This is a genomic window from Photobacterium kishitanii (assembly GCF_000613045.3).
Classification (GTDB): Bacteria; Pseudomonadota; Gammaproteobacteria; order Enterobacterales; family Vibrionaceae; genus Photobacterium; species Photobacterium kishitanii.
Genome location: NZ_LN794352.1, coordinates 1,871,846 through 1,883,049, shown reverse-complemented (window position 1 = coordinate 1,883,049; position 11,204 = coordinate 1,871,846). Strand labels below are relative to the sequence as shown.

The 11,204-nt window shown below is 42.9% G+C and carries 14 protein-coding genes; all 14 read left to right on the top strand.

The annotated features are described in order from the left end of the window. The first annotated feature begins 6 nt into the window (after nucleotides 1-6). The 14 genes from PPBDW_RS08880 (at nucleotide 7) to PPBDW_RS08815 (ending at nucleotide 10,770) form a co-directional block, all read left to right on the top strand. Nucleotides 7-387 carry a hypothetical protein gene (locus PPBDW_RS08880; RefSeq protein ID WP_156312889.1) on the top strand — a complete coding sequence of 127 codons (381 nt, stop codon included), beginning with the start codon at nucleotides 7-9 and terminating at the stop codon, nucleotides 385-387. Further along, nucleotides 380-682 (top strand): hypothetical protein, encoded by a 303-nt coding sequence (locus PPBDW_RS08875; protein ID WP_036794912.1) that lies wholly within the window; start codon nucleotides 380-382, stop codon nucleotides 680-682. The genes PPBDW_RS08880 and PPBDW_RS08875 overlap by 8 nt, the downstream gene beginning before the upstream one ends. An 8-nt stretch (nucleotides 683-690) precedes the next feature. Further along, nucleotides 691-1,344, top strand: coding sequence for a hypothetical protein (locus tag PPBDW_RS08870; RefSeq protein ID WP_036794910.1), 654 nt, complete (start codon nucleotides 691-693; stop codon nucleotides 1,342-1,344). A 3-nt stretch (nucleotides 1,345-1,347) separates the two neighbouring features. Next, on the top strand, nucleotides 1,348-2,187 hold the full coding sequence (locus PPBDW_RS08865) for a hypothetical protein (RefSeq protein ID WP_054262039.1): 840 nt from the start codon (nucleotides 1,348-1,350) through the stop codon (nucleotides 2,185-2,187). Next, nucleotides 2,187-2,495 carry a tail fiber assembly protein gene (locus PPBDW_RS08860; protein ID WP_243423005.1) on the top strand — a complete coding sequence of 103 codons (309 nt, stop codon included), beginning with the start codon at nucleotides 2,187-2,189 and terminating at the stop codon, nucleotides 2,493-2,495. Before PPBDW_RS08865 ends, PPBDW_RS08860 begins: the two co-directional genes overlap by 1 nt. A 58-nt stretch (nucleotides 2,496-2,553) precedes the next feature. Further along, nucleotides 2,554-2,748, top strand: coding sequence for a hypothetical protein (locus PPBDW_RS08855; RefSeq protein ID WP_036794907.1), 195 nt, complete (start codon nucleotides 2,554-2,556; stop codon nucleotides 2,746-2,748). Continuing rightward, entirely contained in the window at nucleotides 2,748-3,923 is a 1,176-nt protein-coding gene (locus tag PPBDW_RS08850; protein WP_036794905.1) for a phage tail sheath protein, read from the top strand. The genes PPBDW_RS08855 and PPBDW_RS08850 overlap by 1 nt, the downstream gene beginning before the upstream one ends. Then, nucleotides 3,916-4,404, top strand: coding sequence for a phage major tail tube protein (locus PPBDW_RS08845; RefSeq protein ID WP_036794904.1), 489 nt, complete (start codon nucleotides 3,916-3,918; stop codon nucleotides 4,402-4,404). The genes PPBDW_RS08850 and PPBDW_RS08845 overlap by 8 nt, the downstream gene beginning before the upstream one ends. Before the next feature lie 62 nt (nucleotides 4,405-4,466). Continuing rightward, a complete protein-coding gene (locus PPBDW_RS08840; RefSeq protein ID WP_036794902.1) occupies nucleotides 4,467-5,036 on the top strand; it encodes a hypothetical protein in 570 nt (189 codons plus the stop codon). Nucleotides 5,037-5,148: 112 nt separating this feature from the next. Beyond that, nucleotides 5,149-7,911: a phage tail tape measure protein gene (locus tag PPBDW_RS08835; RefSeq protein ID WP_036794901.1), complete on the top strand. Its 2,763-nt coding sequence runs from the start codon at nucleotides 5,149-5,151 to the stop codon at nucleotides 7,909-7,911. An 8-nt stretch (nucleotides 7,912-7,919) separates the two neighbouring features. Beyond that, complete coding sequence (locus tag PPBDW_RS08830) at nucleotides 7,920-8,288, top strand: phage tail protein (protein WP_036794900.1); 369 nt, start codon at nucleotides 7,920-7,922, stop codon at nucleotides 8,286-8,288. Then, nucleotides 8,285-8,488 (top strand): hypothetical protein, encoded by a 204-nt coding sequence (locus PPBDW_RS08825; RefSeq protein ID WP_036794899.1) that lies wholly within the window; start codon nucleotides 8,285-8,287, stop codon nucleotides 8,486-8,488. The genes PPBDW_RS08830 and PPBDW_RS08825 overlap by 4 nt, the downstream gene beginning before the upstream one ends. Before the next feature lie 3 nt (nucleotides 8,489-8,491). Next, nucleotides 8,492-9,466: a contractile injection system protein, VgrG/Pvc8 family gene (locus PPBDW_RS08820; RefSeq protein ID WP_036794897.1), complete on the top strand. Its 975-nt coding sequence runs from the start codon at nucleotides 8,492-8,494 to the stop codon at nucleotides 9,464-9,466. After that, nucleotides 9,466-10,770, top strand: a complete 1,305-nt coding sequence (locus PPBDW_RS08815; protein ID WP_054262038.1) for a site-specific integrase — start codon at nucleotides 9,466-9,468, stop codon at nucleotides 10,768-10,770. Before PPBDW_RS08820 ends, PPBDW_RS08815 begins: the two co-directional genes overlap by 1 nt. Nucleotides 10,771-11,204: the final 434 nt, after the last annotated feature.

Genomic DNA, 11,204 nt, shown 5'->3' with positions numbered 1-11,204 from the left:
GGGATTATGGCATGCACAATGGAGGGACCGCTGTTACTGAGCATTATTTCCGGCACAACCTTTGGTTTTGATGTGAGTTGGACAACGGGGGATGACAGTAACCCTTATGTGAAATTGTTTGGGTGTACCGCTGTTTTTGTTGTTCGTTCGATTGAGGGTGAAGTGCTGGTACGGGGTACCACAGAATCTGGACATATCACCATTATTGAACACCCACAGCAAAGCGATGCACTTGATATCAAAGTGACTCATGATCAAACCCAAGGCCACCAACCAATAGCATGGGAGAACGCGAGTTATGAAGTGCGGGTAACCTTTCCGAGTGGTGATCCTTACAGCATATTACGCGGTCCTGCTGTACTGATAAAAGGGGCGGTTGATGATTAGCGCGAATGCAAAAGTGTTGGTCACGCTCAATACTGACCGCGTGATAACAGTGCGGTTACCTCAAGGGATTGCTGTCGTTCGAGAGCAAGTGAAACCCAACATTCAGGTGGTAACGGTTGGTCAGCAAGGGCCAGTGGGTACAGTTAGTGAAGAAGTCTTAGCGACAGCTGCAGAAGCCAAAGCATTAGCAGTAGCGGCTTCTGAAGTTACCCAATCAACCGCTTTATTGCTAGATAGCGTCATTAGTAATATCACCAATGGCTTTAACTTTCATGCGGGGGAACTTTCTGCTTAGGAGTGAGGGTGTTAAACAATAAAATTGACCAACTGATAGCGGCACTCAATAACGTGATGGGTGTGATTAATGGCAAGTTGCGATTAAAAGCTGACAAAACAGAAATCTATCCACGTTCTTATCTTGATGATCCGCTTTCTACCTTAGGCGCTAACACCGCAACGGCGAATAAACTCAAAGTCGCTCGCACCATAACCCTTGGTCGTGATGCTAATGGCTCAGTGTCATTTGATGGTTCAGGCAATGTCACACTGCAGGTCACCATTCCTGCACTTGATGATAAAGCTGACACGATTGATACCTTAACACCGGCACAAATTGATGCCCGTATTAAGCAATTGATAGGTGTGGCACCTGAAGTATTAGATACCTTTGAAGAGTTGGCCAAGGCACTGGGTAATGATCCGCATTTTGCTGCCACTATGACGGCAGAGCTAGCCAAGAAAGCCAATGCCTATCAGGTCTACAGCATCACGGCGGCGGATGCACAATTTCTAACTAAACGAGGTAAAGCGGCAGATACCACGCTGTTTGGTGGTAATGCGCCAGCTCACTATGCAACCTCAGGCCAAGTATCCATATTAGAGCAAGAGATTGCGGATGGTTTTACACGACTTGCAGCATCGTTTAATGATGCGGCGAATACAATTAATGGAAGTTAATCAATGAGTTTAGAACAACAAATAGGGGCATTAGTTAAAGCCTCCGAAAACTTAACTGGTGCCGTGAATGGCAAGATTGGGGAGATTGATAAAAAAGTTAATGTTGCGACTTCTGCAGTACCAGAGCAAATAAGAAAAAGTATGTATGTTACATGTTATGTTGATGCTATTAATGGGGATGATTCTCGAAGTGGTGATACACATGCAGCAGCCAAACGAACGATACAAGCTGTATTAGACTCTGCACCTTCTGGAGCTATTATTTGGTGTTCTCTGAAAGATGGACAAGAGCATTTAATTAATACAAAAATTAATGCTTCAAATAAAACGATTATTTTTTCATCGTGGAATTACTCGTCAAATAAGCCAACAATTCGAGTTGTATCTTATATAGATAATAGCAAATGTATGATTGGGACTATTCAGCAGCCGATGAGTGTTCATTGTTATTATGTGCATATTACAATCGATGATTATCTGGATACAGATAGCCCACTAGATATGTATGCTCGAGGGTTTGTATCAAATGGTGATCGTCCTGCTAATCCTACAGTTACAATATCTTCTGGCAATATTACACATTCTGGTTTTCCGTTACTGCATTCAGCTGGCCGACCAACTGAAGCCTCTGTTTTACTTTCTCGTTGTAGTTATATACGAAGGGAGAGTAAACGAACAATGCCAAAATTGATTGAATGTGCTGGTGGAGGACTGTATTTATATTCTGTCGGTCTATCCAATGCTACTCACAAAGATTTAGTTAATTTAAATAGAGATCGTAATGGGGTTGTTATGAATTGGAATAGTAATTACGATCTTGCTGCGACAGCTGATGGAGTTTAATGATGCATTCTTTTGTTAGTTTTATAAAAGATGGAATTCAGTATATCAATATTAATATTGATGAATTAGATAGTTACAGTTTAGAACCAGCTTATCAAGAACAACTAATTAGAGACGTAATATGGGAGCCTATTCGTTTAAAGAGAGATCGATTAGTTCGTCATACTGATTGGACACAAATGCCTGATGCGCCATTAACCTCCGAGAAGAAAGCTGAATTTACTGCGTACCGCCAAGCATTACGCGACATTCCTCAAACTTACGATAATCCTGATGACATTGTATGGCCAGCAAAGCCAACCATTTAGAAACCGCTTTTAGTCAGCGGTTTTTTTGTATCTAAAATCTGAATAATAAAGGAATAACATGGCAACCTTGAATCAAATAGGGCTGCAAGATCATCCGATCTTGCAGCCTTTTCGTTTAAATGGACGTTGGTATTTACCTGCAGATAACACCATTGCTTTACATCCAACACAAACCGCCTTTTTGCTGATGAATGGCAAGATTGGTAAACCGGCACAACTTCCTTCCCAACAAAAAGCCCAAGGACAGCAATAATGAGTTCATTAGCACCTATTCAAGATTTTGAATTAAATGGGGTTGAGGTTCGCACCATTGAGCCGCAACCAAGTATGGGGCCATTAGCACAACAAGTCGTGCACTTGGTAGGTACGGCTCCCGATAAACGCGGCACCGTTGCCTATAACGAGCCAACACGGTTATGGAATTATGCTGATGCAATGATGGCATTAGATTCAACCGGTAACCGTCAAGGTTCGTTACCTACCGTGGTGCGTTATTTATTTGAGTACGTGAAATGTGCGCTCTATGTCACGGTGGTTGAAGTCGGTGCAACTACTGCAGCAACCGAAGCCAATGTGATTGGTGGTGTGGATTCGGCAACTGGTGCCATTCGTGGTTTGGAAACCGTTAAGGCTTGCCCTGAAATACCCACCATTATTGCCGCCCCTGGTTTTCATTCAAAAGCGGTAGGACAAAAGTTAGCGTTAATTGGGCGTGATGTGCGTTGTCGTCCTGTGCTTGATGGTCCAAACACCAATGATATGGCTGCGGCTGAGTTTGCTGCAGGGTTTGGCGCTGAAGGAACGGGCGAAGATAAACTGTGCATCATCGATCCTTGGTTTCTGAAAACTTATGACGGTGTACAGGTATTAATACCGGCATCCATCGCTTTAGTCGCGGCAATGGCTTCGGTATCGGGTTGGGAAAGCCCACAAAATCGCTCAGTGGTGTGTGATGAAACTGCCCGTAACATTGCTTATAAAATCAATGATAAAACCACTCAAGCGAATTTTTTGAATAAACATGGTGTGGTGACGATAGCGCATACACGGATGGGTGGTTATTCGATTATTGGTAACCGTACTAATACAGGGCGTTTTATCTCTCATGTTGGTTTAGAAGACTTGATGACACGTAAGTTAGAAGAAACTAGCCAACCGTTATTGGGTAAACAACTGACTGAAGAGTTCATGCAGCAAGTTGTTGATCGTTTAACCAATTGGGGACAGGACTTAGTCGCGCAGACCGTCATTCCTGTGTTTAAAGCCTTTCTTCATCCCACCAAGAATAATCTAGAAAACTATACGGCAGGTCGATGGTTCCTATGTGTGAACTATGGCCGCTATTCGCCTAATGAACACATGGTGTATGAAATGAGTGTCGATAACGGGTTAATTGCAGCATGGCTTGATGAGGTGGTAAATGGCTGATCGTATTCGTATGCGTATTACGGCGCAGGTTGAATCTGTGCCATTGATGAATGAAATCGTGGACTTTACGCCACCGGAAGTGAAAGCCAAATTAGCCAATAATGAAGGGGCATTTGTGGCTTCTGAAGATACGGTAGGCTTAGAAAAGCTCAGTTGGTCATTAAAAGTGAAAGGTGAGCATGGGGTGTTATCGCGTTCTTTGGGTAAGTACACCATGGGTAATGCCCAGATTAACGTGGTTGAAAAAGGCAAAAGTACCGATGGTGTTCCTTATGTGGAAACCTATTCGATGTATGGACCGATTACGGCCATTAAGAAAGAAGCGGTGAAGATGGGCGAGAAGCCAACCATTACTATTGAAGGTACCTGTAAAGCGTATACCCAACATGATACGGGCATTGTGGTTCATGACATCAATGTGAATACCGGTAAAACTATTATTGGTGGTGTCGATTTGATGGGATTAGCCGGCATCATTTAAACCATCTTCTATCGATGTATGACTGATAGCGCCTATGGGCGCTTTTTTTGTGAGAAAAATCCATGAATAAAGAAACTACGCTACCGTTTTTTAACCGTTCAGGTAGTCATAAATTAACGATTAATACCATTACCTTAGGTGCGTTTCGCAAGCTGCCTTTTGTGATGAAAGATGATCTGTCTGCAGCTGAACAATTTAAACAGTTTAAGGCGATGATTTTAGCTTGTACGGACTTAACGCCGATCGAGTTTGAAGAGCTATCGGTGCCTGATTTCACCCAATTACATCAAGATATTCGCGCCTTTATTTTAACGCCATCTGATGAAATGAATGATCATTCATTAACGGGTAAAGACTTTGAATTTGATTTGGTATTTCCGTTTACCAATGAGCTGGGAGAAACAATTAGCCACATTAAATTTGCGGTACCTAAGGTGAAACATTCTGAAGCATTGGCTGATATTGATGATCATTATGAACGTGAAGAATTTATGTTTCGGGTGGTATGTCATTTAGATAAACAAGATATGGACGCCATGGCATTGAATGATTACTTAGCCATTAAACCGCAGGTGGGCGCTTTTTTTCAACTTGCGGGGGATTACTTTCGCCCCGTGACGTCGAAGCTCTGATTGATTTGATCCCAATGCACCGTAATACCACTGAAAGTGAACTCAGGGAGTGGTCACAAGACCAGGCATTACGGCGTTATGAATTGATCTTATCTAAGCTCGGAGTCAAACAATGACGGAAAAGATTAGTTTTGTCTTAGATGCGTCGGTAAAAGGCGTTAAAGACATTGTTTCAACCACGACCGCGACAGAACGATTAACTGCAGCACTGGCAGCACAACGGGGTGAGGTTCAGTCATTAAATGGTCAGCTAAAGGGGATTAAAGGTTTTGAAGCTGCAGAGCTTAGAGCTGAAAAGCTATCGGCTCAATTAACTGAAACCAAAAGCACCATGACTTCTCTTAGTGCTGCGATAGCTGAGAGTAAGCAGAAAACTACCCAATTACGGGGTGAATACAATTTAACTCAGAACGAAATTCGTGGGTTAAATCAGGAAATGCAGCAAGCCTCAAAGGAAGGGGCACAAGCCTTACAAGTTAAGCTAAAAGAAGCCCAACTTCGACTTGAATCACTCAATACTGAGATTTATCAGAACAAAGCTCAAACCAATGATCTCTCTGTCGCTTATAAACGTGCCAGCGGCAAGTTAGGTAAGTTAACCGACAGACAAGAGAAGCAACATAACACCTTAAATAAGTTAAAAAGCTCATTACAAGCGGCGGGTGTGAGTACTGATAAACTTGGTGATGAACAAAACCGATTAAAGCAACAAGCTGATAAAGCTACCTTAGCCCTTGAAAAGCAGAATGCTCGATTAAAAGAGATGCAATCAATCCAAGGTCGGATTGATAGTCGTAAAGCTAAGTTAGGTGAAATAGGCAGTGAAGCAACAGGATTGGCGGCAGCTGCAGCCCCGATTGTTGGATCGATATGGACAGCGATTAAAAATGAAAGCTCATTTGCTGATGTGAAAAAAGTCGTCAACATGAGTGATGAGCAGTCCACAGAATTGCAATCGTGGGCACTGAAAACCTCAACCACCACACCCATGAGTGCCGATAATATCAATGCGATGTTAGCTGCAGGTGGTCAAAGTGGCATTAAAGACATCAATGAACTGAAAAGCTTTGTACTTGATTCCTCCAAGATGGGGGTTGCCTTTGATATGGATGCGGGTCAAGCCGGTGAAACCTTATCTGTGTTTAAAGCGGCATTAGGTGTTGATCAACAAGGCGCAATGAATGTCGCTGGTCTTGCTAACTACCTCTCAAATAACTCGAATGCCAAAGCGAAAGATATTGCGGGTGTGATGGCGCGTGAAGGGGCATCAGCTAAGACGGGTGGTTTTAAGGTCAATGAGTCCACGGCATTATCAGCTTCATTATTGTCATTAGGTATGGGTGAAGAGCGTGCGGCAACGGCTTTGAAGAATATATCAGGTCGATTGACGTTAGGTGATGCAGCAAGTGGTACTCAACAAAAAGCAATGGCCTCAATTGGCTTAGATGCTGATGATATTGCCGCCAGAATGCAAGACGATGCATCAGGTACCTTGATTGAAGTGCTTAATGCCGTTAATCAGGCACCAAAAGAAGATAAAAGCGCCATATTGAGTCAGATATTTGGTGAAGAAGCTAAAGGTGCGGTGGCATCCCTATCGGGCAATATGGCGAATTTCACCAAGCTGTTAACGCTATCAAAAGAAGATTCTACCGTTCATCTTGATTCTCTTGACCAAGAATACAATGCCAGAATCAGTACCACAGGCAGTGGCATTGATATGTTCGTGAATAAGTTAAATCGACTCAGCGTGGTGTTTGGTACCGCGTTATTACCAGCCCTTAATTGGGTACTTGAACCGTTAGGTAAAGGTGTTGATTTACTGGCTAACTTTGCTGAAGCGAATACCGGTGTCACTCAAGCCGTGGGTATTGGTGTTGCAGCGTTTATTGGTTTAAAAGGGGTGTTGTTAGCGGGGAAAGCGTTATCGCTCGTCTTTGGTAATTCGATGGATAAAACCCGTTTATTTACGAAAGGTTTAAATTGTGAAACCCAAGACGGTGGACGGATTGCAGCATTGGCTGCTAAACGTTGGCGAAGCTTAAATGCTGCCGTTTCATCTAGCCAAGGGCCAGAAAGTAAAGGCAATAGCAGTGTAGGTAAAGAAGCCCGTTCTCGTAAAAAGCGTAAAGGTCGTCGCCGTGTTCGTGGTCGCCGTAAAGGGTTAGGTGGGTTACTTAGTTCTGTTATGGAAAGTCGAATGGCTCAAAAGGTGGGTTCTGGTGCTCAGTCTTTGGTGAGTAATGTTACCCCTAAAGGTGCAGCTATGGCCTTAGCGGGTTCTGGATTAGCTTTAATGCCTATGGACGCGATGGCATCAGATGCAATGGATGTGATTGGAATTGGTGGTGATATTGCAGAAACAGCGGGCAAAACAGGACTTACCAAGGTATTGAAACCATTGGGAATGATGATGAATGCTTCTTCCGTTGTTGAAGGTGTCATTAATGGCGATATGGAACAAACAGGTGGTGCATTGGGGGATATCGGTGGTTCTATGGGCGGTGGTGCGTTAGGTGCTGCTATTGGTACTTTCATTTTACCTGGTATCGGTACCGCTATTGGTGGTCTGTTGGGTTCTATTGCGGGTGGCATGGGCGGTGAAATGCTCGGTGGCTGGTTTGGCAAGAAACTTGATTCACCTGAAGAAACCGCTAAAAAGGTCGATGAAGTTCAAACCAAAGAAGCGATGGCTAAGCAAAGCCCACCAATATCATTTTCACCTACCTTTCAAATAACGGCTGCAGCTGGCCAAGATGAAAAGCTGATAGCGCAAGAAATTACCCGTCAAATGAACCAACAATTATCGTCATTAATGGGCGAGAACACTTTATCAACCCAATTTAGTTATGCCGCTATTGATAGAGATAGCTAAGGATCGTTATGCATCACTTAGTGATAGGTGAATTCGTTTTTTCTGTGGGTGACAAAACACCGATTATGAAGTTTGAGCGAACATCACCAGGCGCGTATTCAGAAGTCAGTTTGATTTATGACGCCCGCTCTGAAATGACCGGAAAACCGCTTGAAACCCTCGATATAACCGCCAAATGGTTGCAATACGGGGCGCAAGAGTCAGTTGAAAAGCTTCGAACGTTAATTGAATCTCCACAACAAGTCAGTGATGGCCAAGGTATTAACTTAGGTAAATGGACGATTCAACAACTGAAAGAAGGTAAGTCGGCATTGATCCATAACGGCCAAGCCATGGTGACAGATGTCATGCTGCAATTGAAGGAGTACCGCGAGTGAAGGTAAGCGCCAAAGCCGATGAGTTGATCACTGATTTACTCTATAAGCACACTGGCCAAGATAATGACCAATTAGAACAAGCCTTTTATCAATTAAATCCTCACGTTCGGCGTGAGGTTTTTTTTGTCGATACCGAAGTGGTGTTACCTCAAGTAAAGCAGGTACCTAAAACTCAACGTGTTACTAAATCATGGGATTAAGGAATGTTTCATTTAATAGGCAATAATGCTGATTTGATTTTGGATCGTTTAAAGTCATGGCGGTTGAATGATGGCAACGGTACCGAAGGCGATAACGTAACTTTGGTGGTGAGCTCTGATGATGTTGATGGACTGCCACCCAAAGGTGAACGTTATTCGGTGCGATTGGGGGATGTTGTACGTGATAGTTTTCAGATATCAAAACGGTCAGTGAGTTTATACCCACGAGAGATCACGTTAGTCCTCACGGTTGCGCCTTTCTCTATCAAGGATGAAAGTGGTTATCGTGAACGTAAGTCGTGCAGTTGGGATAAAACAACAGTAGGACAAGTAGTGTATGACTGTCTTACCCCTCATGGCTTTGATGTTTTTGTCCATCCGCGATTACAAAAAATTGAAATCGAGCATATAGATCGTTCTGATGAAAGTACGCCGGCATTTATGAACCGCTTGGCCAAGTCTTATGACGCAATAGCGAAACCTGTTGAAGGGCAGTTTATCTTTGTGCCAATTGGTGAACAACGTAGTGCTTCAGGTAAGAGTATTGAAAGCGTTACGCTGTCACTCCCTGTGGTTAATCATCCGGGCAATAGTGACTTTGTTAATGTGTCTGCAGAATTAGATGGTCGCCAAGATTTTAATGGTGTTAAGGTTTTTTATAGTTCAACTGCAGATGGAAGCCGGCAACAGGTCAAAGTGGGGAGTAAACCGTTTAAGTCATTAGGCAAAGATAAGAACACCAAGAATGAAGCAGAACAAGCGTGTGCTGCAGAGCTTCGGAAAATGCAACGCCAAGGGCGGAAAATCAGCATTGAAGCACCGCCTAATCCCACCATTTTTGCGGAAGGGTTAGTGCTACTTGATGATACTTTCCCTCGCGCCTTCAAAGGTCAATGTTCTGTTGATCAAGTGTCGTTCTCTGGCCAAGGATTACAACCAAATCGAATGAGTATTCAAGCTACGTTAATAGGTGAGTAATGATCACAAACAGTAAAATTCGCTTTAATCAACATGCCTTCTTTTCTGCAACCCTCCCCGTAAAAATCTCTGATGCTCAAATCAAACGTCATATTAATGATCAACGTGTTCGCCAGTTAAAAGATATTCGATGCCCACTTTACTTACGGTTTAACGCATCTCGAACCGGTGGAACGTGGTGGTTTTATCGTTATGAAGCCGGAAAACAATACCCGTATCGTATTGCGAAATATCCTAGTACTCAGGCCAAAGACATTATGGATGTGGTGAGTGCGGTATCAGTCCAAATAGCTAAAGGTAAAGCCATTGAATGTAATCGCTTTGAAACAGTAGATCAGCTGGTTGATTGGCATGTTCAGCGGCAATGTACCTTAAAGCGTTCCACGAAAGAGCGATTGAATAACCTAAAAAGTATGGCTGAAACTCATGTGATGAGCCTATTTCATGGGGTTGCTATCACGGATATGGACCATCAAAAGATAGACAGTGCCTTGATTCAGCCTATGTTTGAGCAAGGTTATTCAGTGAGTTATGTGAGGGCAAATTTCTTCTTATTGAAAACGGCTTTCTCTATTGCTAGACGACTCAAACACATCACTGCTAATCCGTTATCAGAAGTGCAATTTAAGACGTTTTTCCCTGAGACTTTCTCCGTTACAGAAGCTCAAATCAAAGGCTGTCGAGTGAATACTGAAGACCTGATTGATATCTTGCCGGCGATTGGCCAACAGCAACCACCACAACGATTATTACTGATGATGATGTTAGCGCATGGCTCTCGTATTGGTGAAACCAGAAAGGCTTTATGGAAGAACATCAGTTTTATTGAAAAGCGGTGGTTAATTCCTAAAGAAGACGCCAAGAATGGGATAGCAATGAGCTATCCACTTACCATTGAGATGATTGAACTATTACGTTCATATCAAGCCTGGCAACGTGCGCTAGGCTATAACAGTGATCACTTGTTCCCGTTATCTCGTTGGAATAATCAGCCAATCCATAGTGCTAAAGCCAGTGAATGGGTGCGAGGAGTATCTAAGAAGGCGTGGAGTGCACATGATCTTAGAAAGCGAGCACGATCAATATGGGCGGAATTAGGGGTTGATTACATTGTCTGTGAATCTTTGCTTAACCATGCTCGAGATAAGTTAGATCAAGCTTATATCCATACACATATGGAATTACAGAAGAAAGAAGCGTTAGAAACGTACCATAAATGGCTTAAAAAAGGATGGTGTACCTGTCTAGCACCTGTCTCGATTCAAAATCCAATCATCGATAAACCCTTATCCAGACTGGCTTGAAGCCACTTTTCATTATAAACCTCAGCGGATGATAATAAGAATGCAGATTTGTACGAAAAACGAACAAATCAACGCAAATTTGATGGGAGCTGCACGTGTAGTTCCTCACCAAGTTGGCTTAATCAAATTGAGTAAAACCCAGTTGAAAGTTCTGCAGTCGATTATGCCTGGTGAAAAGGTAACAGCAGAGCAGATAGCCGAGCGTTGTGAATTGTCCTGTTCGTGGGCCAGTACTTTATTGAAGACGGTTTGGGAGAGAGGGTATTTGGTGAGAACGCTTATTATTAGGAAAAATGGAGGGGTGAATTTTTTGTATAAAATACATACTAGTATTAAGTTGTAACTGTTTTTATATACAGTATAATAATGTGGTGTGATTCATATGTGCAGCAATTTTAATAAAATTTATTTCATATAATTGTATCTGCGAGTAA

Excerpts from the sequence above, each read along its gene's own strand:
- PPBDW_RS08850 (WP_036794905.1), top strand. The coding sequence starts at position 2,748 with ATGAGTTCATTAGCACCTATTCAAGATTTTGAATTAAATGGGGTTGAG.
- PPBDW_RS08845 (WP_036794904.1), top strand. The coding sequence starts at position 3,916 with ATGGCTGATCGTATTCGTATGCGTATTACGGCGCAGGTTGAATCTGTG.
- PPBDW_RS08840 (WP_036794902.1), top strand. The coding sequence starts at position 4,467 with ATGAATAAAGAAACTACGCTACCGTTTTTTAACCGTTCAGGTAGTCAT.
- PPBDW_RS08855 (WP_036794907.1), top strand. The coding sequence starts at position 2,554 with ATGGCAACCTTGAATCAAATAGGGCTGCAAGATCATCCGATCTTGCAG.
- PPBDW_RS08880 (WP_156312889.1), top strand. The coding sequence starts at position 7 with ATGGCATGCACAATGGAGGGACCGCTGTTACTGAGCATTATTTCCGGC.
- PPBDW_RS08835 (WP_036794901.1), top strand. The coding sequence starts at position 5,149 with ATGACGGAAAAGATTAGTTTTGTCTTAGATGCGTCGGTAAAAGGCGTT.
- PPBDW_RS08875 (WP_036794912.1), top strand. The coding sequence starts at position 380 with ATGATTAGCGCGAATGCAAAAGTGTTGGTCACGCTCAATACTGACCGC.
- PPBDW_RS08820 (WP_036794897.1), top strand. The coding sequence starts at position 8,492 with ATGTTTCATTTAATAGGCAATAATGCTGATTTGATTTTGGATCGTTTA.
- PPBDW_RS08830 (WP_036794900.1), top strand. The coding sequence starts at position 7,920 with ATGCATCACTTAGTGATAGGTGAATTCGTTTTTTCTGTGGGTGACAAA.
- PPBDW_RS08815 (WP_054262038.1), top strand. The coding sequence starts at position 9,466 with ATGATCACAAACAGTAAAATTCGCTTTAATCAACATGCCTTCTTTTCT.
- PPBDW_RS08865 (WP_054262039.1), top strand. The coding sequence starts at position 1,348 with ATGAGTTTAGAACAACAAATAGGGGCATTAGTTAAAGCCTCCGAAAAC.
- PPBDW_RS08860 (WP_243423005.1), top strand. The coding sequence starts at position 2,187 with ATGATGCATTCTTTTGTTAGTTTTATAAAAGATGGAATTCAGTATATC.